This window comes from Amycolatopsis sp. NPDC058340 (genome assembly GCF_042723975.1).
GTDB lineage: Bacteria > Actinomycetota > Actinomycetes > Mycobacteriales > Pseudonocardiaceae > Amycolatopsis.
Window position 1 is genome coordinate 42,130 of record NZ_JBHXIB010000011.1, and the last position, 24,962, is coordinate 67,091.

At 69.6% G+C, this 24,962-nt stretch carries 22 protein-coding genes; 7 read left to right on the forward strand and 15 right to left on the reverse strand.

Translation table 11 applies throughout. The features are described 5' to 3' along the window. Positions 1–44 precede the first annotated feature (44 nt). On the reverse strand, positions 45–902 hold the full coding sequence (locus tag ACFWIW_RS15755) for a helix-turn-helix domain-containing protein (RefSeq protein ID WP_378369090.1): 858 nt from the start codon (positions 900–902) through the stop codon (positions 45–47). A gap of 435 nt (positions 903–1,337) precedes the next feature. Here ACFWIW_RS15755 and ACFWIW_RS15760 point away from each other — a divergent pair, with 435 nt between their 5' ends. Beyond that, on the forward strand, positions 1,338–2,450 hold the full coding sequence (locus ACFWIW_RS15760) for an erythromycin esterase family protein (protein ID WP_378369091.1): 1,113 nt from the start codon (positions 1,338–1,340) through the stop codon (positions 2,448–2,450). 175 nt (positions 2,451–2,625) lie between these two features. Here ACFWIW_RS15760 and ACFWIW_RS15765 read toward each other — a convergent pair whose 3' ends face one another. Next, positions 2,626–5,592, reverse strand: a complete 2,967-nt coding sequence (locus ACFWIW_RS15765) for a BTAD domain-containing putative transcriptional regulator (protein ID WP_378369092.1) — start codon at positions 5,590–5,592, stop codon at positions 2,626–2,628. A gap of 86 nt (positions 5,593–5,678) precedes the next feature. Beyond that, positions 5,679–6,389: a DJ-1/PfpI family protein gene (locus tag ACFWIW_RS15770; RefSeq protein ID WP_378369093.1), complete on the reverse strand. Its 711-nt coding sequence runs from the start codon at positions 6,387–6,389 to the stop codon at positions 5,679–5,681. A gap of 99 nt (positions 6,390–6,488) precedes the next feature. Here ACFWIW_RS15770 and ACFWIW_RS15775 point away from each other — a divergent pair, with 99 nt between their 5' ends. The 3 genes from ACFWIW_RS15775 to ACFWIW_RS15785 all read left to right on the forward strand — a co-directional run bounded on the left by ACFWIW_RS15775 (position 6,489) and on the right by ACFWIW_RS15785 (position 9,270). Next, a complete protein-coding gene (locus tag ACFWIW_RS15775; protein ID WP_043848155.1) occupies positions 6,489–7,466 on the forward strand; it encodes a GlxA family transcriptional regulator in 978 nt (325 codons plus the stop codon). Positions 7,467–7,507: 41 nt separating this feature from the next. After that, positions 7,508–8,914, forward strand: a complete 1,407-nt coding sequence (locus ACFWIW_RS15780) for a YibE/F family protein (protein WP_378369094.1) — start codon at positions 7,508–7,510, stop codon at positions 8,912–8,914. Positions 8,915–8,997: 83 nt separating this feature from the next. After that, entirely contained in the window at positions 8,998–9,270 is a 273-nt protein-coding gene (locus ACFWIW_RS15785; RefSeq protein WP_378369095.1) for a hypothetical protein, read from the forward strand. Positions 9,271–9,330: 60 nt separating this feature from the next. Here ACFWIW_RS15785 and ACFWIW_RS15790 read toward each other — a convergent pair whose 3' ends face one another. Next, positions 9,331–9,987 carry a hypothetical protein gene (locus tag ACFWIW_RS15790; RefSeq protein WP_378369096.1) on the reverse strand — a complete coding sequence of 219 codons (657 nt, stop codon included), beginning with the start codon at positions 9,985–9,987 and terminating at the stop codon, positions 9,331–9,333. Continuing rightward, on the reverse strand, positions 9,987–10,595 hold the full coding sequence (locus tag ACFWIW_RS15795; protein WP_378369097.1) for an MBL fold metallo-hydrolase: 609 nt from the start codon (positions 10,593–10,595) through the stop codon (positions 9,987–9,989). The genes ACFWIW_RS15790 and ACFWIW_RS15795 overlap by 1 nt, the downstream gene beginning before the upstream one ends. A gap of 156 nt (positions 10,596–10,751) precedes the next feature. Here ACFWIW_RS15795 and ACFWIW_RS15800 point away from each other — a divergent pair, with 156 nt between their 5' ends. Both ACFWIW_RS15800 and ACFWIW_RS15805 read left to right on the forward strand, forming a co-directional pair. After that, the gene (locus tag ACFWIW_RS15800) at positions 10,752–11,609 is read left to right on the forward strand and encodes a peptidylprolyl isomerase (protein ID WP_378369098.1); all 858 of its coding nucleotides are present in this window, start codon (positions 10,752–10,754) and stop codon (positions 11,607–11,609) included. Between the two features lies 1 nt (position 11,610). After that, complete coding sequence (locus tag ACFWIW_RS15805; RefSeq protein ID WP_378369099.1) at positions 11,611–12,396, forward strand: aminotransferase class IV family protein; 786 nt, start codon at positions 11,611–11,613, stop codon at positions 12,394–12,396. Here ACFWIW_RS15805 and ACFWIW_RS15810 read toward each other — a convergent pair. The 10 genes from ACFWIW_RS15810 to ruvC all read right to left on the reverse strand — a co-directional run bounded on the left by ACFWIW_RS15810 (position 12,393) and on the right by ruvC (position 24,129). Beyond that, the gene (locus ACFWIW_RS15810) at positions 12,393–13,844 is read right to left on the reverse strand and encodes an amidase (protein ID WP_378369100.1); all 1,452 of its coding nucleotides are present in this window, start codon (positions 13,842–13,844) and stop codon (positions 12,393–12,395) included. The two genes, ACFWIW_RS15805 and ACFWIW_RS15810, sit on opposite strands and share 4 nt — an antisense overlap. A gap of 543 nt (positions 13,845–14,387) precedes the next feature. Further along, positions 14,388–15,167, reverse strand: a complete 780-nt coding sequence (locus ACFWIW_RS15815) for an enoyl-CoA hydratase/isomerase family protein (RefSeq protein WP_378369101.1) — start codon at positions 15,165–15,167, stop codon at positions 14,388–14,390. Between the two features lie 30 nt (positions 15,168–15,197). After that, a complete protein-coding gene (locus ACFWIW_RS15820; RefSeq protein ID WP_126734608.1) occupies positions 15,198–17,528 on the reverse strand; it encodes a bifunctional (p)ppGpp synthetase/guanosine-3',5'-bis(diphosphate) 3'-pyrophosphohydrolase in 2,331 nt (776 codons plus the stop codon). 78 nt (positions 17,529–17,606) lie between these two features. After that, the gene (locus ACFWIW_RS15825) at positions 17,607–18,125 is read right to left on the reverse strand and encodes an adenine phosphoribosyltransferase (RefSeq protein ID WP_378369102.1); all 519 of its coding nucleotides are present in this window, start codon (positions 18,123–18,125) and stop codon (positions 17,607–17,609) included. Positions 18,126–18,210: 85 nt separating this feature from the next. Then, a complete protein-coding gene (gene secF, locus ACFWIW_RS15830; protein WP_378369103.1) occupies positions 18,211–19,413 on the reverse strand; it encodes a protein translocase subunit SecF in 1,203 nt (400 codons plus the stop codon). Then, on the reverse strand, positions 19,410–21,107 hold the full coding sequence (secD, locus tag ACFWIW_RS15835) for a protein translocase subunit SecD (RefSeq protein WP_378369104.1): 1,698 nt from the start codon (positions 21,105–21,107) through the stop codon (positions 19,410–19,412). Before secD ends, secF begins: the two co-directional genes overlap by 4 nt. A gap of 206 nt (positions 21,108–21,313) precedes the next feature. Continuing rightward, on the reverse strand, positions 21,314–21,721 hold the full coding sequence (gene yajC, locus ACFWIW_RS15840; RefSeq protein WP_063275515.1) for a preprotein translocase subunit YajC: 408 nt from the start codon (positions 21,719–21,721) through the stop codon (positions 21,314–21,316). Between the two features lie 145 nt (positions 21,722–21,866). Next, entirely contained in the window at positions 21,867–22,940 is a 1,074-nt protein-coding gene (gene ruvB, locus ACFWIW_RS15845; RefSeq protein WP_378369105.1) for a Holliday junction branch migration DNA helicase RuvB, read from the reverse strand. Between the two features lie 8 nt (positions 22,941–22,948). Further along, positions 22,949–23,548: a Holliday junction branch migration protein RuvA gene (gene ruvA / locus ACFWIW_RS15850; protein WP_378369106.1), complete on the reverse strand. Its 600-nt coding sequence runs from the start codon at positions 23,546–23,548 to the stop codon at positions 22,949–22,951. Continuing rightward, positions 23,545–24,129, reverse strand: coding sequence for a crossover junction endodeoxyribonuclease RuvC (gene ruvC / locus ACFWIW_RS15855; RefSeq protein WP_126734613.1), 585 nt, complete (start codon positions 24,127–24,129; stop codon positions 23,545–23,547). Before ruvC ends, ruvA begins: the two co-directional genes overlap by 4 nt. Before the next feature lie 76 nt (positions 24,130–24,205). Between ruvC and ACFWIW_RS15860 the strand changes: the two genes are divergently transcribed. After that, on the forward strand, positions 24,206–24,652 hold the full coding sequence (locus ACFWIW_RS15860) for a cupin domain-containing protein (protein ID WP_378369107.1): 447 nt from the start codon (positions 24,206–24,208) through the stop codon (positions 24,650–24,652). The last annotated feature ends 310 nt before the right edge of the window (positions 24,653–24,962 follow it).

Here is a 24,962-nt window from a genome sequence, read left to right on the forward strand (position 1 = left end):
GGAAGGATTACCCCCTGCGGAGGTGACGGGAAACCCCGGACGGATCATTCCTCCATCCGGTCGTACCGGTCCGCCCATTCGGCGAGCGTTTGCCGTGATCTCTCCTCGGTCAGCGTATCGCTTTCCAATCTCGCGACGAGAGAATAATAGGCCTCGACCGCGACCCGGTCGTCGATGAACACTCCGGCCGCGTAGGAATCCGTGTACACCACCGCCGGATGTTCGGCGAATTCCATGATGGTGAAGGAATTCTCGATCACCCTGCCCACTTCGCCGCTTTCCGGGACGATGCGAATGGAGCAATAAGGCAGGTTCGCCGACAGGACGAGATGGAGCAGTTGCTCGTGCATGATCCGGGGGCCGCCGACGACCGACCGCAGCGCGCGCTCGTGCACGTAGAACCGGCAGCGCGGGGGACGATCCCGCTGAAGCAACCGCTGCCGTTCCAGCCGGGCGCTCACGACCTTGTCCAGCTGAGCCTGGTCGCGGTTGCCGATCAGTTCGAAGGCGGTGCGGGCGTACGGTTCGGTCTGCAGCAGCCCGGGGAGCGTCAACGACTCGTAGCGCACCAGCGTATGCGCGAGGTTTTCTTGGATCTCCAGGGATTTCATCGGGTCGACGAGTTCGTCGAAGTACGGCCGGACCCAGTACAGGTCGCCGCCGGGCTGGGTCAGTTCCAGCAGCAGATCGCGTTCCGGCTCCGCCTCGCCGCAGGTCGCGAGATACAGCGCCGCGTCCACCACGGACAGCTCGCGCAGCCCTTGTTCCCACCTCGTGACCTTGCTCTGCAACCAGCCGTTACGGCGGCTGACGTCGGCGCCGCTGAAGTGCCTGCGCTGCCGGAACGCCTTCATGCGGTGGCCCAGCTCCCGGGTCCGCGCCGTCGAATCCTTCTCAACCATGCGGGACAAAGTAGGGCCGAACTCCGGCCGCGCGGCGATTGCCACGCGGTGATTCACCTCAACTGCTGATAACTTGCGGTCGCGCACCTATGCGAAAGGCCGCTTCGCGAGCGAAGCGCCTTCGCACGCGAAGGGTTCTTTAAAGCTTTATAGCGGAAGAAAGAAATGGAATCCAGCTATTCGTAAGTGGATTTCTTGCGGTACCGCAGACTCGGCGCCGGTCCGTGAGGGCCTCCTTGCCTACCCTGAAGGTAGTGAAGGAGGCCCTCACGGACATGTCGGCAGGGGGACTCGCAGTCACGGCGGCCGCGCGTTGCAGGACCCCTCGGCGAGCCGAGGTCATCACCTGACGTGCGGTTTGAGGCTTTTGGAACGTTGACCCAGGGCGATGCGACCAAAGTTTCAACTGGCACATCAACGATATGCTTGAACCTCATGAGTCAAGACATCCGAGACTTCGTGACCCCTTCCTGCGACCTGCTGGCGCTGGGCGAGCCGACGCACGCGACCCCGGTCTTCGCGGAGGTCCGCAACGAGCTGTTCGCCCAGCTGGTCGACCGCGGCTTCCGCTCGATCGCCCTCGAGACGGATCGTGTGGCCGCGCTCGTCGCGAACGACTTCGTCCAAGACGGCACCGGATCCCTCGACCTCGCGATGAACGAAGGCTTCTCGCACGTCTTCGGTGCCGTGGAAGCGAACAGGCGGCTGATCGCGTGGATGCGCGAGTGCAACGAAACCCGGCCGCCCGAGGAGCGCCTTACGTTCCACGGCTTCGACACCCAGACCGAGAACACGTCCGCGCCCAGTCCACGGCGCTACCTCGAATACGCCCGCGACTTCCTGGGGCTGGACATCGACATCGCCGGCCCGGCCGGCGACGACGAACGGTGGAGCCGCACGGAAGCCGTCATGGACGCGGCTTCCTCGCCCGGCGCCACGGCCGACGCCTACCGCCTGCGTGCGATCGCCGCCGAACTGCTCACCGCCCTTCGCTCTCGGCAGCCCCGGACGGACGCGTGGTCGCGGGCGGAGCTCCACCTCATGGCGGGGATCGATCTCCTGCGCTACCACCGGCAATGCGCCGAGCCTCTAGAGCCGCACGAGCGCTACGCGCCCCTCGTCGCGACCAGGGACGCCTTCATGGCGCGGAACCTGCTGGAGATCCGCGCCGCCGAAGCGGGTCGCGGCCGGACGCTGGTCTTCGCCCACAACCTCCACCTCCGGCGCCAAGCCAGCACCATGCACGTCGCCGGAACCGATACGACGTGGTTCCCCGCCGGTGCGCTGGTGGCGCCGCTGCTCGGCGATCGCTACACCTTCGTCGCGACCAGCCTCGGCGGTAGCGAGGCCATAGGGCTCGATGAGCCGGAGCCCGACACGTACGAAGGGTTCTTGCAGAAGCACGTCACCACGGCTTGGGGCCTGCTCCCCGCCTCCGACGTCCCGCCCGCGACCGTCCGGACCGATCCCACCCCGAGGCAGGGCTACTTCCCGCTCGACCAAGGGCTGCTGAACGACGCGGACGCGATCCTGCACGTACGCGGATAGCTTGCGAACCGGGTGACGCCTCCTGCCCTCTGAAGGCGTCACCCGGCCACGAGCACGCGCCGCCACCCCCAGTTCCGCGAATTCGGGGCGGCGCGAAGTCCGTTCACCTGAGCGCCAGTCAACACACCGTCGCCATAACTTCGCCAAACGCCGCGGCCGCCGCTCCCCCGCCGGGCTATGCCGGAGTCACCCCGAAGCGGATCTTCGTCAAGGCTTCACGGGCCCGATCCCGCTGGCGTCCGCCGGTGTCGACGGCGGAAAGATCCTGGAGCGCACGCAGTTCCCACACCGGGAATCCCAGTTCCCGGAACAGCCCCGCCGCCGTCCGGAGCCCTTCGGCTGCTTCAGTCGCGATGCCTTCGTCCGCCCGAAGACGTCCGAAGCTGAGCAAGGCGTATCCGCCGCCCCGGCGGTCCCCGAGCTCACGGAAGGTGCTCATCGCCAGGCTCAGGTGCTCGGCCGCGCGGCCGTGTTCACCCGCCAGACGCAAGGACTCGCCGAAACTTCGATGCGTGTACGCGGCGGCGTGGCGATGCCCGACGTCCTCGAACAGTTCCAGTGACCGCGACAGACACCGTTCGCTCTCCCCCGCGTCGCCGGTTTTCGCGTGAAGGTCACCGAGGCTCCGGAGGACGTGCGCCTCCCAGTGACGTTCACGCGAGCTGCGCGTGCCGATCAGGGCGCTCGTCAGCAGTTCACCGGCCTCGTCCACGCGGCCGTTCCGGCGCAGGACGTCGGCGTACCGCTTGGCGGACCGGTCGTGCTGGTGCCCGTCCTCGCAATGGAGCGAAAGGAACAGGCTCGCGTCGAAGCATTCCTTCGCCCGGCGGAAGTCGCCGAGATCGTCCCACAGTGAGCCGAACTGGGCCGACGCCATCGCCTGCCCGGCGAGGTCACCGCAGTCCCGCAACAGGTCCAATGCCTCCCGCAGCGCGTGGACCGCCGCGCCGGTCCGGCCGGAGTCCGCGTCGACGTCGGCGAGCGAGACGAGCGCGGCCCCGGTGCCCGGCTGATCACCGACGGCGCGGAACTTGGTCTCCGCCAACGAGAAACAGGTCCTCGCCCGGGCCAGATCCCCCGCGTCGGCGTGGGCATGCCCGAGCTTCAGCAGTTTCTCCGCCTCCGCGGGGAGATCGAGGCGATCACGCACGATACCGAATCCGAGCCAGGCGGGAGAACCGCCTTTCCGTGGGCCGACGAGGTCGCTGTAGGCGTCGGCCAGCCGCATGGCCAGCCCGGTCCAGCCATGGTTCTTCGCGGTGCGGACGGCGAGCGCGAGGTTCGCGGTTTCCGCGACCCGCCAGCCGATCGGGTCGGCCGCGACGCGGTCCGAAACGGCCGCCGGGACGTCCGCGCGCCGAGAGGGCGGGTACCCGGCGCCGAGCGCGGCGGAAGCGTGTTCGGCCAAGGCCGCCATCACCGTCAGCGCGCGTCTGAGAGCCGCGGGTTCCGGCGGTTCCCGGAGCGCGAGCCGGATCAGCCCCGGCAGCCGGTACCGGAGGAAACCCGCCTGATCCGGTTCGGCGTGAAGCACGTGCTCGTCCACGAGTTCGTCGAGCAGTTCCGCCGCCTCGCGGGGCGGACCGCCCAGCATGGCCGTCGCGAACCAGTCGGCGATCTCGGTGGCACCGGGAAAACCCAGCGACCGCAGGGAATTCCGCTGTCGCGCCGGCAGCTCGGCGAGATATCCGGTGAGCACCGGGCGGACGGCCAGGTCGCCGGCGGCGAGTTCGTCGAGGCGCAGCCGTTCGTTCTCCAGGCGTGTCGCGAACTCGGCGACGCTCAGCCGAGGCCGCTGCAGCAGCTTCGTCCCCGCCGCCCGCACCGCCAGCGGAAGACCGTCGCAGCAGGCCAGCACCCGGCGGACGGCATCGGGTTCGGCGGACAGCCGGGCTTCTCCGGCGATCTCACCGAGCAGGGTCCGCGCGTCCTCGTGGGGCAGCGCCCCGACCTCGACCGGCCTGGCGCCGGCGAGACCGGCCAGCCGCCGCCGTGTCGTGACGATCGTCGCGCAGCCGGGGCCACTCGGCAGCAACGGCCGCACTTCGGCTTCGGACCGGCCGTTCTCGAGGATCACCAGCAGCCGCCGGTCGGCGGAGTGGCTCTGCCACAACGAGATCAGCCCGGCCCGGTCGGTGGGAAGTTCCGCTTCCGCAAGCCCGAGCGCGCGAAGGAACCCGGCGAGGACGTCACCGGGTTCACGCAGATCGGCGACGAGCTGGCCGTCCGGGAACCGCTTGCGCACGCGCCAAGCGGCTTGGACGGCCAGCGCGCTCTTCCCCGCTCCCGCCGCCCCGTGCAGCACGATCGGCGCGGGAGACCGCACCGCGCGCCCCACTTCCGCCAGTTCCGCCGCCCTGCCGGTGAAATCCGGCGTCGCGGCGGGCAGACGGCACGGCGCGCCGCCCGCCGACCAGCCGGTTCCGGAGATCCGGCGGTGGACCGCGAGCAGATCGTCCCCCGGCGAGACCCCGGACTGTTCCCACAGCGCCTGGCGGCAGCGGTCGAGGACGGCGAGAGCCGCGTCCCGCCGTCCGAGACCGTGCAACGCCTCGGCCAGCCACCCGGCGAAACGTTCGTCGCCCGGCCGGGCGGCCAGCTCCGGGCCCAACCGGTCCGCGACCGCCTTGTGGTCACCGACGGCCAGTTCCACCTCCACGAGCTTTCCCAGCACCGAACAACGCCGGTCCTCCAGCCACAACCGGTGTGCCTCCACCAGCGGGCCGACCGGCACGTCGGCGAAGGCCCGGCCACGCCACAACCCCAGCGCCCGTTCGAGCAACGTCTTGCGTTCGTCGCCAGTCGCCCTCGCGGCCGCGGCCGTCAGCTCCGAGAAACCGGTGACGTCCAGCTCCCCTGCCGACACCGTCAGCCGGTAGCCGCTCCGGCCGGACCGCAGCCGCTGCCGCTCGTCGTCCACCGGGACGCCGGGTGACAACGCCTTGCGCAGCTTGGAAACCGCCATCTGCACGACCGCCGCGGCACTCGACGGCGGCCCCTGCGGCCAGAGTTCGTCCACGAGCGTGTCCCGGTGGACGAACTCGTTCGGCCGGGTCAGGAGCACCGCGAGCACCCGACGGGGCTGAGCCGCCGACGGCAGCGGGACCGAGGCCGCGAGCGGGCCGAGCACCTTGAACTCCACGAACCACCTATCACCTGGACGGATGACCCGAATGTAACCCGGCGCTCTCCCCTGATCGGCGATTTCTCACCCGGATGGCCGCCCCCTCACTTCCCGGTGTGCGCGAGGAGCCTGTCCCGCAGCGCGGGCTCGTCCGCGAGCGCGTCTTTCAGCGTGTGCTCCAACAAGGGCTTGAGGTCCCCGTACGGGCGCTTCGACCAGTCGAGCGGACCCTGCGGCGGCTCCGGGTCGTACTCGATGACGAACTGGATCGTCCGGGCGATCTCGGCGCCGGCGAGCCGCTCGACCAGGTGCAGCGCGAGGTCGATCCCCGCCGACACCCCGGCGGCGGTGATCACGTTCCCGTCCTCGACCCAGCGTTCCGCGACCGGTTCCGCGCCGAACGCGCCCAGCAGTTCGCGGAACATCCAGTGCGTCGCGGCCTTCCGGCCCTTCAACAGCCCGGCCTGCCCCAGCAGCAGCGATCCCGTGCACACCGAGGTCACGAGTTCCGCGTTCGCCGCGGCGCCGCGCAGGTATCCGACCAGTTTCTCGTCGGCGAGGGCCTTCAGCGTCGGCGCGGCGCCGCCGGGCACGAGCAGCGCGTACGGCGACGGGACCTCGTCGTAGGTGTGGGTCGCCACGAGCTTCAAGGGGTTGTCGGTGGTGACCGGGTCCTTCGTCTCGCCGACCACGACCGTCCGGTACTCCTGCGTCGTGCTCGCCATCCCGTCCAGCACGGTCAGCGGCCCGACCATGTCGAGCGGGGTCATCCCCGGGTACACCACGAACGCGATCGTCTTCTTGTCGTCTGTCATGGGGACAACGGTGTCGCAGGGGCGGGCCGACGGTGGCCCGGATGTCCGGATTCCTGCGAACAACGTCCGACGGCCGGGCACTACTGGTAGCGTTCGATCATGCCGGGTTCACCCAGACGAGTGTTGATCGTCGGCTACAGCAACGCCGAGCTGCTCGACATCGCCGGTCCGTCGGACGTCCTGGACGCCGCGACCAAACTCGGCGGCAAGCCGGGGTACGAGATCATGCTCGCCAGCGTCGACGGCCGCGGCATCCGCTGCGAGTCCGGGCTGACCCTGCAGGCACAGCACCGGCTCGACCAGATCACCGGCGAACTCGACACGCTGATCGTCGCGGGCGGCACCGGACACGAGGCGGCCGCCGCGGACGCGCGGTTCGTCACCCACGTCCGGAGGCTCGCGCAGCAGAGCCGCCGGGTCGCCTCGGTGTGCACCGGCGCCACCGTGCTCGCCGCGTGCGGGCTGCTCAACGGCCGCCGCGCCACCACCCACTGGCGGTTCGCGAACCGGCTCGCGACGAACTACCCGCAGGTGAACGTCGACCCCGTGCCGCTGTACGTGCGCGACGGCAACGTCTACACGGCGGCGGGGGTCACCAGCGGGATCGACCTCACCCTCGCGTTCGTCGAGGAGGACCACGGTCCGAGCGTCGCCAGGGAGGTCGCCCGCATGCTCGTGACCTACCTGCAGCGGCCGGGCAACCAGGCGCAGGTGAGCATGTTCCTGTCCGGCCCGCCGCCGGAGAACCGGCTGGTCCGCGACATCACCGCGTACGTCGCCGAACACCTCGCCGGTGATCTCGGCACCGCCGTCCTCGCCGAGCGGGCCGGGATCAGCACCCGGCAGCTGACCAGGTTGTTCGACGCGCATCTGAGCACCACGCCCAGCAGGTACGTGCGGGCCGCGAGGACCGAGAACGCGGCGAAACTGTTGTGCGGCACCGAACTCCCGCTGTCCTCGATCGCGAGGCGATGCGGTTTCGGCTCGACCGAGACGCTTCGCCAAGCCTTCCTCGACCACTTCGACACCCCGCCTTCGGCCTATCGCCGTGTCCACCTTCGGCAGGCGTTCGGCTAGGCCGTGTGCGGCGCCCGGCGCGCACTGTGGAGGATGTGCGGGTGAACCGCCGCGACATCTCCGACGACGACACCGGCCCGATTCGCCGGGTAACGGACACCCCGTCCGATCGTTCGCCCGGAACGTCCCGTTCGCCGCGCCGGACGCCGCCGCCCGAGGGCACGCGGCGCCCCCGCCCTCCGGCCCAGCGGCCGAGAACGGCCGAACCGGGCAGACGTCGCGCCGCCGAGCCGAAGCCCGAGCCGGTCGGCCATGGGCATTCGCACGGTCACGGGCCGGCGGCGCCCGCGTCGCGCCGGGTCCGGCTGCTGCTGATGTGGCTGCTGATCCCGCTCGCCGTCGCGACCGTCGCCGGGATGGTCTTCCTGTATCCGTGGGGCAAGGATCCGGCGAAAAGCGTCTTCCCCCAAGGGACCCCGGTGAACGCGACGGTCACCGGGACGATCACCGGACCGTGCCTCGCCGAAGGACAGGTGCAGGTCGGCGAGCCGCCGCCGGACGCGAAACCGTGTCTCACCAGCGAGCTCACGATGACCGACGGTCCCGCGTCCGGGAAGCCGTTGAAGCTCACGCTCCCCATCGAACCGAGCACTCCGCGGTTCGCCGCGGGCGACAAGGTGGTGCTGTCGTACAACGGCGGCGACGTCGCGAACCCCGCGTCGTTCCAGATCGTCGACTTCCAGCGGGGGACGCCGCTGCTGCTGCTCGCCGGGCTGTTCGCGCTCGCGGTGATCGTCCTCGGCCGGTGGCAGGGGCTCGCCGCGCTGATCGCGCTCGGGCTGAGCTTCCTGGTGCTGGCGCTCTTCGTGCTGCCTTCGATCCTCGCCGGCGAAAGTCCGCTGCTGGTGGCGATCGCGGGCGCGGGCGCGATCATGTTCGTCGCGCTGTACCTGACGCACGGGCTGTCCGCGAGAACCTCGGTGGCGGTGCTGGGCACCCTCGTGAGCCTGGTCCTGATCGGCGTCCTGTCGGCGATCTTCTCGGCCGCGGCGTCCCTCACCGGGCTCGACGACAGCACCTCCCAGCTGATCGGCTCGCTCGGGCACGGGGTCGACGCGCGGGGCCTGCTGCTGGCGGGTGTCGTGATCGGCGCGCTCGGTGTGCTCGACGACGTCACGGTGACACAGACGAGCGCGGTGTGGGAGCTCCGGCGGGCGAACCCGGCACTCGGCTGGCGTGAGCTGTACGGCGCGGGCCTGCGGATCGGGCGCGATCACGTCGGCTCGGCGGTCAACACGCTCGTGATGGCGTACGCGGGCGCGGCGCTGCCGGTGCTGCTGTACACCTCGCTCTCGGGCGTCGGGCTCGGCTCGATCCTGGGCGCGGAGAACATCGCCCAGGAGATCGTGCGGACGCTGGCCGGAAGCGTCGGCATCGTCGCGGCGGTGCCGGTCACCACCGTGCTTGCCGCGCTGATCGCCTCGCGGGAGCCCCAAGAGTCCCTGTAGCCACAAGCGCCCCAAAGCGCGAGCCCACCGCGCGATCACGGGCCGGAGTCGGGTACGAAGAGGCCGCACCCGAGGTTCGCCGCGTGATCGGAGGGGCCATGTTCGACGTTTTCGGCGCTGCGTTCGCCATCCCCGGACAGTTGACCGCCGTCGCGCGGCGCGTGCTCGTCTCGACGCTCGAAGCCGTCGAGGCGGTCCCCAAGATCGCCGTCGCGCTCGACGACGTGCGGGCGACGCTCAAGCACTCGGAGCGGCTGGCGACCTTCGCCGCGGGCGAGCTGCCGGAGATCGTCTACCAACTTGAGGAGATCAAGGCGCGGCTGGAGAAGCTGGAGACCCGCACCGAAGCCTCGTGAGTGTTGAGGACGGTTCTAACCGTCCTCAACACTCACGAGACCGAACGCCTCCCGTGCGCGTCAGTCCAGGGTCGCCACGAACCGGCTGACCGCCTCCATCGTGAACCGCTGGATGTACTTCCCGGCAGGCGCCGCGGAGGCCAGCCGGTACAGCGGCCGTTCCGCCGCCGCGTCGCCGCGCGCCTCCGATTTCAGCTGCGCCACCAGCAGTTCCGAGAACACGAGACCGTTCGCGTCGGTGTTGTTCAGCAGGGCGTTCGCCAGCTTGCGCAGCTGCAGGATGCCCAGTTCCCGGCCGCCCGCGCCCGAGTACACGGCCAGATCGACCTTCGCGACCTTGCTGCGCTTGCCCGCGTTGACCAGCAGGCTGACCGTCCGGGTCCCGCGCACGTCGCTGATCACCAGGTCGATGCGCTCGGCCGCGGTCAGGTCGATCCGCCGCACGCCCCAGGTCCGCACGATGAGCGTGTCGCCTTCGAGCCACACCCGGCGGCGCAGGTTGTAGAACATGACGTACAGCAGTGGCAGCGCGATCACCCCGGCGACCACGAGCCCGGCGATCTCACCGCCGATCAGCCCGGCGATCCCGCCGAACGCGGCCGCGAAGATCACGACACCGGCGACGCTGGAGCAGCCTCGTTTGCGACGGAGCTTGGGGTCGTCGTGGAACAGCGGGAGACGTTCGGGGGTCTCCGGGGTCCCGGTGGGCTCGGTCATCACACGCCCGTCCCGGCCAGGAACGGGTTCGCCGCCCGCTCTTGGCCGATCGTGGTGGCCGGACCGTGGCCCGGCAGGACGACGGTGTCGTCGGGCAGCGTCATCACCTTGGCGCCGAGGGAACGCACGAGCTCACCGCCGTCACCGGAAGACCGGCCGATCGAACCGGCGAACAGGCTGTCCCCGGTGAGCACGATCCGGCCGCCCTCGGCGGAGGTCAGTCCGAGGACCACCGAGCCGGCGGTGTGACCCGGTGTGCCGGACACCGTGATCTCCAGCCCGGCCAGCCTCAGCGGGCCATCGACGAGTGGCACCATCCCGTCCTTCCGTAGACCGGCGTCCTGGCCGAGAAGTGGCCGGTCCGCCTCGTGCAGATAGAGAGGTATCCCGTGGCGCGCGCCGACCTCGCCCGCCGAAGCGACGTGATCGGGGTGGCCGTGGGTGGCGAGCATCGCGACCGGCGTCAGACCGTGTTCGGCGAGCGCGGCCTCGAGCGGCCCGGCGGCTTCCTCGCCGGGGTCGACGATCACGCACTCACCGCCGCCCTCCGGGGCGAGCAGGTAGCAGTTGGCTTCGAGGGGGCCTGCCGGAAAACCGACAACCAGCACGAAACGCCTCCTCAGATCTTCCGCCGAACAGGTGACAGGATGGCCCTGATCACGATCAAGTAAGCCTAGCGGCCCCTGTACGGGGGCCTCACAGGCTGTGCCAATAGACTCCCGCTACCTCAGACGTGTGACATCGAGTGGAAACCGGGAGGGCGGGTGCCGACCAACCAGCAGCGCCGCGAAGCCGCGAAGCGCAAGCTCGAGCGACAGATCGTGCGACGGGCCGAAAAGGCCAAGCGGCGCAGGATCGTCGGCTCGGTGGCGGTCGTCGGCGTCGTCGCCATCGTGGCGGGCGCGGTGTGGTGGATCGTCAGCAGTAACAGTGGTGACGACGCCGCCTCCGACGCTTCCCCGAGCTCGGCTCCTCCGACCCCCGAGGTCACCATCCCCACGGAGCGCGCTCCGATGCCGAAGCGGCCGACGCCGCTGGCGAACCCGGTGGCCTGCGACTACAAGGACGACACCACCAAGCCGGCTTCGAAGAAGGTCAACAAGCCGGAAGGCAAGGACGTCTCCTCGAACGGCACGGTGAACGTCGTGCTGAAGAGCACCGCGGGCGACATCCCGCTGACGCTGGACCGGGCGCTCGCCCCGTGCGCCGTGCAGAGCTTCATCAGCCTTTCCCAGCAGGGCTACTTCAACGACACCAAATGCCACCGGCTCGGCACCACCGGCCTGCAGATGCTGCAGTGCGGTGACCCCGAGGCCAGCGGCATGGGCGGCCCGGGCTACACGATGCCGGACGAGGCGTTCAAGGAGATCAAGTACGGCCGCGGCATCCTCGCGATGGCGAAGACGCAGCAGCCGAACTCCGGCGGAAGCCAGTTCTTCATGGTCTACGGCGAGGCCGAGCTGTCCCCGGACTACTCGGTCTTCGGCAGCATCTCCGACGAGGGCCTGAAGGTGCTCGACAAGGTCGCCAAGGCGGGCGCGAACGCGCAGGCGGGCAACGGCGACGGCACCGGCCCGCCCAACACCGAGGTCAAGTTCACCGGCGTCACGGTCAACGCCTGACGTGAAGCTGGAGCTCAACGGCGCGCCCGCCCGGTCGGAAGACCTGGCGGGCGCGTTCGGTTACGGCCATTTCACCGCCATGCAGGTCCGCGACGGCAAGGTCCGCGGCCTGGACGTCCACCTTCGTCGCCTCGTGACGAGCACGCGGCGCATGTTCGGCAGCGACCTCGACACCGACGCGGTGCGCGCGTACGTACGGCAGGCCGTCCGGGGCGAGGACGCGCTGTCGGTGCGGGTGCTGATCTTCTCCCGCGCGATGGACTGGTCCGATCCCGGCGCGCCCGCGGCGCCGGACGTCCTCGTCCGGACCGGGCCACCCCGGGAGCACGAGACGACGCCGCTGCGCCTGCGGTCGGTGCGCTACGAACGGGTGCTTCCGGAGGTCAAGCACGTCGGCACGTTCGGGCTGCTCCACCACACGCGCGAGGCGAAGCTGGCGGGATACGACGACGCTTTGTTCGTCGACTACGACGGCAGGGTCAGCGAAGCGTCGATCTGGAACGTCGGGTTCCTCGACGGCGGCACGGTGGTCTGGCCGCAGGCCCCGGTGCTCGACGGCGTCACCCAGCAGCTCGTACGACGCGGCCTGGAACGGAACGGGATCCCGCAGGAGGTCCGCGACGTCCGCCCGGCCGACCTGCCCGGGTTCGACGCCATGTTCCTGACGAATTCGGAGTCGGCGGGCCGGCTGGTGGCGTCGGTGGACGACGTCGTGCTGCCGTACGCTCCGGAAACGAGCCGGATCCTCGCCGAAGCGTACGACAGCAATCCCTGGGACGAGATCTAGCGCGGGACCTGGAAACCGCCGAGCGCCTGTTCGAGCAGTTCGGCCAGCCGCAACGGGGTGCGGTCCTCGAACGCCGGACCGATGAGCTGCACGCCCACCGGAAGGCCCTCGGCGGACCGGCCCGTCGGCACAGCCGTGGCGGGCAGGCCGGGCATGGTGGCCACACCCGCCCAGACGAGCTGGTCGAAGTACGGATACCCAACGCCGTCGATGTCGATCAGCCGTCCCAGCAGATCGGGGTCGTGGTCGTGCGGGAACGCGGGGGTCGGCGTGATCGGGCAGACCACGGCGTCGAAGTCGGCGAACAGCCGCCGCCAGCCGTGGCGATGGCGTTCGCGATGGTCGTACGCCTGCAGCCAGTCGCGGTGGGTGAACACCGTGGCGCGCAGCCGAACCGCGCCGAGACTCCGATCGTCCGCGCTCAGCCCGGCGACGGTGGCTTGCAGCTGCTCGTACGCTTCGATGGGGAAACGCGCGACTGTGCCCGAGAACAGCAACTGCGTGTAGAGCGTCGCGGACTCCGTCAGGTCGGGCAACAACGGGCTGGACCGTTCGACGCGGGCTCCACCTTCGGCAAGCGCGTCGGCCACCCGGTTCACCCCAGCCCGCACGGCGGCCCCGGTCGGGATGAGCGGATGGTCCTCGATCACCAAGACCCGGAAGTCGCGGAGCCGCTCATGGCGTGCGGGCGGCAGCTTCACCTCGTACGCCATGCCGTGCGTCAGCGGGTCCGGCCCGGCCATGACGTCGAGCAGGAGCGTGAGGTCGCGGGCGGTGCGCGCCATCGGACCGGCGACGGCCAGGTCGAGGTCGACCGGCAAGGCGGGCGCCGGTGGCGGGACCATGCCGCGGGTCGCCGCGAGCCCGACCGTCGGCTTGTGCGCGTAGATACCGCAGAAATGCGCGGGGGTCCGCAACGAGCCGGCGAGGTCGGAGCCGATGGACAGCGCGCCGAATCCGGACGCCAGTGCCGCCGCCGATCCGCCGGACGACCCGCCCGGGGTGCGCTCGTGATCCCACGGGTTGTTCGTGGTGCCGTAGAACTCGTTGAAGGACTGGATGTCCTGCAGTCCCAACGGCACATTGGTCTTGCCGAGCACCACCGCCCCGGCGGCCTTGAGCCGCGACACCTGCACCGCGTCCTCGGCGGGCACGAAATCCTGATGCTGCGGCATCCCCCAGGTCGTGGGCAGGCCGGTCATGTTGAAGGACTCTTTGACCGTGACCGGGATCCCGAGCAGCGGCCGGTCCTCGCCGCGGGCGCGCGCCTGGTCGGCATCGCGCGCGGCGGCCCGCGCCCGGTCGAAGTCCGGCACACAGATCGCGTTGATCGCCTTGTCGTCCCGCTCGATGAGCGCGATCGCCTCTTCGGTCAGTTCCGCCGAGGTCACCTCACCGGCACGCAAAGCGGTCGTGAGCTCTTCGGCAGTCTGAAATCTCCACTCCATGAAACGACCATAAGCACCTCTGGCGCAGGCCATAAAAGACTTTTTCGCGCAACATCGCGGCCCTCGGCGAGGAGACCTGCCGAGGGGCGGAAAATGCGGCGCCGCGGGGTTTCTCGGGGAGAGAGCCGAGGTGGAAGTGGCGTGATCGAACCCCTGTCGCACAGGCCGGCTTCGCGATGAGATGCCCACCCCGGACGGCAGGGGTTCCGGACCGACCTGCGGGCTCACCCCGGCACACAGTGTCCACAAAGGACAATGCGCACTGATCGCGCGTCCGATTGATGTCGCGATGCCCGCTTCTCGCGAGGGTCGTGAGTGGCAAAAACGGTTAGAACGATCATTGCCACTCACGACCCTCACGCAAAGCACCCAAATCGGACACGATTGCCGAATTATCGTCCTTTGTGGACAGTTGTGGGTGCCTCAGGTCTCACAGGCGAGCCCTTGGCCTGCGGCACGCCACGTTCGCCTTACCCCTCACCAAGTTCCCGGTCTTGCGCGAAAGCCGGCACGACCACGAGCGGCCCGGCGAACGCGGGACCCTCAGCGATAAGTGAACTTCGGCGGCCGCCGCGCCAGGAAGGCGGCCACCCCTTCCGCATAGTCCTCGCCGTGCAGGGCGCCCAAGCGGATCTCGTCCACTTCGGCGTCGGATTCCTGTTGTCCCGCCACGATCTTCTCGATGATCCGGTTCATCCCGCGCACCGACGCCTGCGAACGCGAGGCCAGCGTTTCGACGAACTTCGCCGTCGAGGCCTCCAGCTCGTCCGGCGGGAACACGTCGTTGAGCAGCCCGATCTCCCGCGCCCGCCGCGCGTCGACGAGCTCGCCCGAGAGCAGGAAGTACTTCGCGTTCGCGGCGCCGACCAGTGAGACGAGCTGCCGGGTCGAGTCGAAGTGGTAGACGATCCCGAGCTTGGCCGGCGTGATCCCGAAGCGCGAACCCTCCGCCGCGAAGCGGAAGTCGCAGGCGACCGAGATCTGGCATCCGCCGCCGATGCAGTTCCCCTGGATCATCGCGACCGTCGGCTTCCGCGACGCCGTCAGCGCCGCCACGGCCCCGTCGACGGCCTTGTCGTAGGTCTGGGCCGCGTCGGCGGTGGACCGCAGCTCCCGGAACTCGCTGATATCCGCCCCGGCCGAGAAATGCGCGCCCGCGCCGGTCAGCACGAGGACCTTGATCGCCGGGTCCGCCTCCACCCGCGCCACCACGTCCGGGATCGCCGACCACATCCCGTAGGTGATCGCGTTCATCTTCTCCGGCCTGGTGAACGTCAGCCGCGCGACCTCGCCGTCGCGAGTGAATTCGAACCCGTCAGTCATCCTCGGACCTTAGCCGGGACCCACCAGTGGTCACGAAGCCGAAGTGACCCGATACACGTCGTAAACGCCTTCGACACCCCGGACCACCTTCAGCACGTGTCCGAGATGCTTCGGGTCGCCCATCTCGAAGGAGAACCGGCTGACCGCGACCCTGTCTCGCGACGTCGTGACCGACGCGGACAGGATGTTGACCTTCTCGTCCGCGAGCACCTTCGTGACGTCGGAGAGCAGACGGTGCCGGTCCAGCGCCTCGACCTGGATCGCGACGAGGAACACCGAAGACGCCGACGGCGCCCATTCGACCTCGACCAGCCTCTCCGGCTGGGCCCGCAGGTCGTCGGCGTTGGTGCAGTCGGTCCGGTGCACGCTGACCCCACCACCACGCGTGACGAAACCGAGGATCTCGTCGCCCGGCACCGGCGTGCAGCAGCGGGCGAGCTTGGCCCAGATGTCGCTGGCGCCCTTCACCACGACGCCGACGTCGTTCGAGCCGCGGCGGCGGGTGACGGTGGACGGGGTCGCGCGTTCGGCGAGCTCCTCCTCCGCCTCGTCGACGCCGCCGATGAGCGCGACCAGCCGCTGCACGACATGCTTCGCGCTGGTGTGCCCCTCGCCGACGGCCGCGTACAGCGAGCTGATGTCGGGATGCCGCAGCTCGGTGGCGACCGCGCCCATCGATTCGGCGGAGACCAGCCGCTGGATCGGGAGGCCGACCTTGCGGACCTCCTTGGTGATGGCCTCCTTGCCGCCCTCGATCGCCTCGTCGCGGCGTTCCTTGGCGAACCACTGCCGGATCTTCGCGCGTGCCTTGGGCGAACCGGCGAACTGCAGCCAGTCGCGGCTCGGCCCCGCCGTCTCGGCCTTCGAGGTGAAGATCTCGATGACCTCGCCGTTCTCCAGCTTGCGCTCGAGCGCCACGAGCCTGCCGTTGACGCGGGCACCGATGCACCGGTGACCGACCTCGGTGTGCACGGCGTAGGCGAAGTCGACCGGCGTCGAATCGACCGGCAGCGTGATCACGTCGCCCTTGGGCGTGAACACGAAGATCTCGCGCGAGGCGAGCTCGTAACGCAGCGACTCCAGGAAGTCGCCCGGGTCCGCCGCTTCCCGCTGCCAGTCGAGGAGCTGGCGCATCCACGCCATCTCGTCGACGTCCATGGCGTTCCCGTTGTGGGTGCCCTTGGTCTCCTTGTACCGCCAGTGCGCGGCGATGCCGTACTCGGCGGTGCGGTGCATCTCGTAGGTCCGGATCTGGACCTCGAGCGGTTTGCCGTCCGGCCCGATCACCGTGGTGTGCAACGACTGGTACACACCGAACCGAGGCTGCGCGATGTAGTCCTTGAACCGGCCGGGGACCGGCTGCCACAGCGCGTGGACGACACCCATCGCGGCGTAGCAGTCACGGACGTCCTCGACCAGGATCCGCACGCCCACCAGGTCGTGGATGTCGTCGAGGTCGCGGCCGCGGACGATCATCTTCTGGTGGATCGAGTAGTAGTGCTTCGGGCGGCCCTCGACCTTGGCGGTGATCCGCGAGCCTTCGAGGTTGCTGGTCAGCTCGGTGATCACCGACCGCAGGTACGTGTCGCGCGAAGGCGCTCGATCGGCGACGAGGCGGACGATCTCGTCGTACTTCTTCGGCTGCAGGATGGCGAAGGCCAGGTCCTCCAGCTCCCATTTGACCGTCGCCATGCCGAGCCGGTGCGCCAGCGGGGCGAGGACCTCCAGGGTCTCGCGCGCCTTGCGGGCCTGCTTCTCCGGCGGCAGGAAACGCATCGTGCGCATGTTGTGCAGCCGGTCGGCCAGCTTGATGACCAGCACGCGCGGGTCGCGCGCCATCGCGATGACCATCTTGCGGATGGTCTCGGCTTCGGCGGCCGTGCCGAGCTTGACCTTGTCCAGTTTGGTGACACCGTCGACGAGCTCGCCGACCTTCTCGCCGAAGTCGGCCTTCAGGCTCTCCAGCGAGTAGCCGGTGTCTTCGACGGTGTCGTGCAGCAGCGCCGCGACCAGCGTCGTGGTGTCCATGCCGAGTTCGGCGAGGATGGTCGCGACGGCCAGCGGATGCGTGATGTACGGGTCACCGGACTTGCGCCGCTGCTCGCGGTGCAGCTCCTCGGCGACGTCGTACGCGCGCTGGAGCTGCGCGAGGTCCGCGTTGGGATGCAGCTCGCGGTGGATGACGGCGAGCGGCTCGAGAACCTGCTTGACCGGCGCGGCGCGCTGCGCGGTGATCCGGCGGGCGAGGCGGGCGCGCACGCGGCGCGTCGCGGACGGCGTCGGCGCTGCCCCCTGTCGCGCCGCACCGTTCTGCTCGGTGCCGTCCTTCGAGGACACCGCGGCATCGAGCTCTTGGCTCACCCGCACCTCCTGCGCTTCGTGCGGCCTTCGGACATCAAGGGTAACCGCTCCCCCTCGCGGCTCACTTGGTGCGCCCGGTCAACACACCCGGAGGGCCTCCACACGACGCCCCTCAAGCACGGAACGACCGCTGAGCGCGGCGAGTTCCATGACCACCGAAACCCCGGTGACCTGCGCCTTCGCGTCTTCCAGCAGTTTGCAGGTGGCCGCGACCGTGCCACCGGTGGCGAGCACGTCGTCGAGGACCGCGACACGCTGGCCGGGCTCGACGACCCCTTCGGGCAGCTCGACGGTCGCGGTGCCGTACTCCAGCGTGTAACCGACCCTGCCCGCGACGCGGGGCAGCTTGCCCGGCTTGCGGATCAACGCGACACCGAGGCCACGGGCGTAACCGACGGCGGCCGCCAGCAGGAATCCGCGCGCCTCCACTCCGGCCAGCAGATCGGCCTCGGGATCGACGGTGGCGGCCAGCGCGTCGGTGACGGCCTTGAAACCCGCCGCGTCGGCGAACAGCGGACTCAGGTCCCGGAACAGCACGCCGGGCTCCGGGAAGTCCGGCACATCGGCGATGAGGTCGAGTGCCTTGTCCAGCTCCATGTGCTTCCTGCTCTCCTGAACACCAGGAAAGGTCCTTCCCTCACGGAGTTCGCAAGGAAAGGACCTTTCCGGGGGTTGAACTCGATTACCTCTTGCGCTTGCCCGACGGACGGCCCTTGTGGGCCTTCTGGTTCCGGGCGGGCACGCTCGCCGCCGCGGCGTACGCCTTCTCCTTGCGGAGCTCGGCGGCCAGCGCGTCCTCGTCGTTCGGGTCGAAGTCCTCGTCGCGCTCGGCGGCCTTGCGGGCCTGGTTCGCGCGCCGCGCGGCGACCCGGTCGGCCTGCTGGCGGAACTTCGGATCGCGCATCTTCAGATCCACCAGCAGCGGGGTGGCCAGCGCGACCGACGACAGCACGCCGACCAGGGTGCCGGTGAGCTGCACCAGCGCCAGGTCCTGCAGCGTGCCCGAGCCGAGCAGGATGTACCCGACGACGAGCAGGCCGAGAATCGGCAGCATCGCGATCAGCGCCGTGTTGAACGACCGCATCAGCGTCTGGTTCAGCGCCAGGTTGGCCGCCTCGCCGAAGGTGCGGCGGGTGAGCCCGAGCAGGCCGCGCGTGTTCTCGCGGACCTTGTCGAACACCACCACCGTGTCGTACAGCGAGAACCCGAGGATCGTCAGCAGACCGATCACCGTCGCCGGTGTGACCTCGAAGCCGATCAGCGAGTACACACCCGCCGTCACCACGATGTCGTGCAGGAGCGAGATCAGCGCCGCGGCGGCCATCCTGGTGTCGAAGTACAACGCCAGGAACAGCGTGACCGCCAGGAGGAACACCCCGAGCGCGATCAGCGCCTGCCGTGAGATCTCCCCGCCCCAGGACGCGCTGACCGCGCTGTCACTGATGGCCTGGACACTCGGCTGGCCGCTGCTCCCGATCGGGCCGAGGTCCCGGAACAGCGCCTCCTTGATCTTGGCGACCTCACCGGCGTCCAGGGTGTCCGAACGGAGCTGGATGGTCGACGAGGCACCGCTGCCGACCTTCTGCGCCTCGTCGGCCGGACGGCCGAGCGCCTCGGCGAAGACGTCCTTGGCCTGCTGTTCGGTGATCTGCCCGTTCTTGCCGTTGGCGGGCAGCTGGATCTGGGTGCCGCCTTCGAAGTCGATCCCGAAGTTGAAGCCCTTGATCCCCATCGACGCGATGCAGACCAGCACCAGCGCGCCGAAGAAGATGTACCAGCGCTTGCGCTTGCCGACCACGTCGAACGCGCCCGTGCCCACGTAGAGGCGGCGGAAGATGCTCTCGCGCTTGCCCGCGGTGGTGGTGTTGTCGTCGACCACGGTCACGCCTCCTTGACGTTCGGGCGGCCGGCGGCCGGACGGGCCGCCTTGCGCTCCGAGCCCACCTGCTGCACGGCACCGAGGCCGAGATTCTTGGGGTTGGACAGGAACTTCGACTTCGACCGCGACACCATCGCGACCAGCGGGTGGGTCACGAGGTAGACCACGACGAGGTCGAGGACCGTCGACATGCCGAGCGTGAACGCGAAGCCCTTGACCTCACCGACGGCCAGCCAGTACAGGATCGCCGCGGCGAGGAAACTGACCGCGTCGGACGCCAGGATCGTGCGCTGGGCACGAGACCAGCCTCGCGGCACCGCCGAGCGGAACGTCCTGCCTTCCCGGATCTCGTCCTTCAACCGTTCGAAGTAGATGACGAACGAGTCCGCGGTGATACCGATCGCGATGATCAGGCCCGCCACGCCGGCGAGGTCGAGGGTGTACCCGATCCACCGCCCCAGCAGCACCAACACCGCGTAGACCAGCGAGAACGACAGGGCGAGCGACAAGATCGTCAGCACGCCGAGCAGCCGGTAATAGAACAAGCAGTAGATGAACACGATCAGGAGGCCGAGGCCACCGGCGATCAAGCCGGCCTGAAGCGACGCGAGACCCAGCGTCGCGGACACCGTCGTCGCGTCCGAGGACTCGAACGACAGCGGCAGCGAGCCGTACTTCAGCACGTCCGCCAGGTCCTTGGCCTCGGACTGGCTGAACCGGCCGGTGATCTGGGTCTGACCGCCCAGGATCGCGGACTGGATGGTCGGCGCGGAGACGACCTGCGTGTCGAGGACGAACGCCGCCTGCTTCTGGACGTTCTTCGAGGTGAAGTCGCCCCAGATCCGGGAACCCTCGCCCTTGAAGTTCAGGTTGACGACCCACTGGGAGTTCTGGGTGTCGTAGCCCGAAGTCGCGTCGGAGATCTCGGTTCCGGGCAGGAACTCCGGCTCCAGCAGGTACTTCATGGTGTTCTTGTCACCGCAGGCGACCAGCGGCTTGTCGGTGAGGTCGTTGCCGACCAGCGGGTCCGACACCTTGGGGTCGCAGTTGAGGGCCGCGAAGGCCTTCTCGGCGGCCGCGGCCTGCTTCGCCTGGTCCGTCGAAAGCAGATCGGGGTTCTGCCGGAGGTTCCGGGCCTCCTCGATCTCCTTCCGCGTCTGCTCGTCGGAGTCCGCGCCGGGCTGCTGCTGCGGCGCGCCGGCGGCTCCACCGCCGCCGTTGGCCGGGCTGCTCGGCGGGGCGCTCACGCCCGGCGAGGACGGCGGCGCCGAAGACGGCGCGCCGGAAGCGGGCGGGGCCGACGGCTGCTGGACCGGGGTCACCGGCTGCGACGTCACGACCTTCCGGAAGCCCAGCTTCGCGGTCTTGCCCAGGGTCTTGGCCTGGTCGCCCTGCTCACCGGGGACGGTGATGACGACGTTGCTGCCGTCGAGGACGACCTCGGTGCCGCTGACGCCGATACCGTTGACCCGGCGCTCGATGATCGAGCGGGCCTGTTCGAGGGACTCTCGCGGAGGGTCGCCGCCGTCGGGGTTTCGGGCGGACAGGGTGACCCTCGTGCCGCCTTGCAGATCGATGCCGAGCTTCGGCGTCGGCTTGCCGCTACCGGTGAAGAACACCAGGGCGTACAGCGCCACCACGATCAGGGCGAAGAAGGCGAGATAGCGTCCCGGGCGGAGATGCCCGGCCGGTGCGGCCACTGTGCTTCGGTCTCCTCGGACGGACTGGGTTTTTCCCCAATGGACTTGGCTGTTCACTCACTGGACGGGAGTCCGGCGGTACCGCGAACGAGCACGACTATGACGACGGACACGCACGCAGCACCGAGACACTACTCGGTGCTGCGTGAGCCCGGCGTTGGCCCCGCACCTACGAAAGTCTGGTGTCGGGGATGGCCTTACAAGCGCTACTTCTTGCCGTGCTCCAGCGGAGGAGCGATCTGCGCGCCCGACTTCTCCTCGACGCGCTCGTCGTCCTTCGACTCGACGACCGGCGCCTCGACGACCTCGTCGGTGTCGGTGGCGTCGGTGGTGTCTTCGTCCGTCTCGACGACCGGCTCGACCTTCTCGCGGACGGCCTGGCGCAGCCAGGTGGTCACGACGCCGGGAGCGACCTCGAGGTCGATCGTGGTGTCGGCGGAGGCGTCGGCGACAGTCGCGTAGAGACCGGAGGTGGTCATCACCCGGTCACCGGGAGCCAGGCTCGAGAGCAGCTCCTGCTGCGCCGCCGCCGCCTTCTTCTGCTTACGGGTGCCCATGACGAGCGGAATCGCCACAACGAGCATCAGGAGCAGCGGCAGCAATAACTGGTTCATGATTCTCCATTTCGAGCGGACGCCGCGCGGTGCGCTGTTTTGTCCGGTTTGGCGGGGTGTGCTCTCCCCGAGTGTGCCAGGTGCCAGCGGAAACTCCACCACCACCCGTCGTCACCACGGGCCTCGAACCGCGTGAACGGTCCGTTCAGTCCTGGTCGAACAGGGTCGGGCCGCCCTGATCGCCGCGCGTGGCACCGGCCGGGGCCGGCAGGCCGAGGTGCTCCCACGCGGCCGCTGTGGCGACCCGGCCACGAGGAGTGCGGGCGAGCATACCGGCGCGGACCAGGTAAGGCTCACACACCTCTTCGACGGTGGTCGGTTCTTCCCCCACCGCGACGGCCAGCGTCGACACGCCGACCGGCCCGCCGCCGAAGGAGCGGACCAGCGCGGTCAGCACCGCGCGGTCGAGCCGGTCGAGGCCGAGTTCGTCGACGTCGTAGACCTCCAGCGCGGCACGGGCGATCTTGCGCGTGACCTTGCCGTCCGCCCGGACCTCGGCATAGTCGCGCACCCGGCGCAAAAGCCGGTTCGCGATTCGCGGCGTGCCGCGGGAGCGGCGAGCGATCTCCGCGCAGCCGTCCCGGTCGATGTCGATGTCGAGGATCGTGGCGGCGCGGCGGGCGACGAGTTCGAGTTCGGTGTCGCTGTAGAACTCCATCTGACCTGTGAAGCCGAACCGGTCGCGCAGCGGACCGGTCAGCGAACCGGACCGCGTCGTGGCCCCGACCAGCGTGAACGGCGCGATCTCCAGCGGGATGCTGGTGGCGCCGGGCCCCTTGCCGACGACGACGTCGACGCGGAAGTCCTCCATCGCGAGGTACAACATCTCCTCGGCGGGGCGGGCGATGCGGTGGATCTCGTCGATGAACAGGACGTCGCCGGGCGCCAGGTTGGACAGCATCGCGGCCAGATCGCCCGCGCGTTCCAGCGCCGGTCCGGAGGTGATGCGGATGGCGGCGTTGAGCTCGGCGGCGACGATCATCGCCATACTCGTCTTGCCCAGCCCCGGTGGACCGGAGAGCAGGACGTGGTCCGGCGGGACACCCCGGCGCCGCGCGCTTTCCAGGACGAGTTCGAGCTGTTCACGCACCCGCGGCTGGCCGACGAACTCGTCGAGTTTGCGCGGGCGCAGCGTGGTCTCGACCTCGCGTTCGCCGGTCTGCGGCAACGCCGAGAGCGTCTCGTCGGTTTCGAACTCCGTCACGGCCTCATAGTCCATGTGGCCGGTTACCGCTTACGCCCGAGGGTGGCCAACGCGGCGCGCAGCACGGACGACGTCGTGTGCCCTTCGCCCTCGCCCAGCACCTTGTCGACGGCCTGTTCGGCCTGCTTGGCCGGGAAGCCGAGGCCCGCGAGCGCCTCGACGACCTCGCCACGCAGCGCGCCGGGCGCGACGACCGCCGGGGAACCGTCGGTCGGGCCCGCGAGCGCGGTGACCTTGTCGCGCAGCTCGAGCGTGAGCCGCTCGGCACCCTTGCGGCCGATGCCGGGCACCTGGGTGAGCACGGTGATGTTGCCTTCGACCAGCGCGGACCGCAGCTTGTCGGGATCGAGGACGGCGAGCGTCGCCAGCGCGAGCCGCGGCCCGATCCCGGAGACCGTCTGCAGCAGGCCGAACAGCTCGCGGGCGTCCGCGTCGGCGAAACCGAACAGCGTCAAGGAATCTTCGCGGACCACGAGCGCGGTGTGCAGCATCGCCTGCTCGCCCCGCCGAAGCGTCGCGAGGGTGGCGGGGGTGGCCTGTACGGCGAAGCCCACTCCCCCGACCTCGATCACGACGTGGTCGAGACCGATGGAGAGGATTTCACCGCGTACCGAGGAGATCATCGAGCCGCTCCCTGCGTCTTCGCTTGTTTGGCCGCGGCGGCGAGCCTGGCCTTGTGGTTCTTGGCGATCTCGGCCGCCCTGGCCTCGGCCTCGGCGAGCCGGACGCGCATCGGCTCGCGCCACAGATGGCAGATGGCGAGCGCGAGCGCGTCCGCGGCGTCCGCCGGATGCGGTTTGACCTCGAGCCCGAGCAGCCGCATGACCATACCGGTGACCTGCGCCTTGTCCGCACGGCCGGATCCGGTGACGGCGGCCTTGACCTCACTCGGGGTGTGGAACACGACCGGCAGCCCGCGCCGGGCGGCGGCGAGCGCGACGACGCCGCCCGCCTGCGCGGTACCCATCGCGGTGCGCACGTTGTGCTGCGCGAAGACCCGTTCCACGGCGACGGCCTCGGGTTTGTAGCGGTCGAGCCAGCGCTCGACGGCGTCGGAAATCCCCAGCAGCCGCACGGAAAGATCGGCGTCCGGCGGGGTCCGCACGACGTCGACGGCCACGGCGCGGACGGTGCGGCCCGTGCCGCCGTCGACCACTCCGAGCCCGCACCTGGTCAGACCGGGGTCGACCCCGAGTACCCGCACGCGTTTTCCTCCGCTCCGGCGAACATCAGTTCGAGATCCGAGGCTACCCGGAGCGGGCTCCGGGCAAGATGAGGACATGCCGAGTCCCGACGAGTTCACCGCCCATCTGGGTCTTCAGCCGTTGCCCGTGGAGGGCGGCCGCTGGGCGCAGAGCTGGCGCGACGAAACCGCTTCCGCGATCTACTACCTGCTCGCGCCGCCGGAAACGTCGGCGCCACATCGGCTGGACCGGCTGGAGATCTACGCGCACCACGCCGGGGCACCGGTGCGGATGCTGCTGCTGTTCCCCGATGGGCGTGTTTCGCGGCCGGTGCTGGGGCCGGACGTTGCCGCTGGTCAGCGTCCGCAGGTCGTGGTGCCCGCCGGGGTCTGGCAGGCGTCGGTGAGCACCGGTGAGTGGAGCCTGGCCGGCACGGTGGTGGTGCCGCCTTATACGGACGACTGCGTGGAGTTCCGGTCCGCTGCGGCTTTGGCCGCCGAATGGCCGGAGGCGGCCGCGGACCTGGAGCCTTGGCTGAAGTGAGGCTGAAGTCCGTGAGGGCCTCCTTCACTACCTTCAGGGTAGGTAAGGAGGCCCTCACGGACCGTAGCCCGGACTCCGGCAGATCCGCCCTGGTAAGTACATGAAGGACCCTTACTTGCGCCTAGCGCCGTGAAGGGGTCCTTCATGTACTTGGGCGGGAGTGAAGGGGCCCTTCACGCGCAGCCGTTGTGGCTTGTGGGGCCACTGATGCCGATGGAGTCCGTGAAGGCCTCCTTGAGGGACGCGGGGGGGCAGAGAGGGGCCGGGACGGGGGGTACCCCGAGGAGCAGGCGGCCGGGCGGCCGGACAT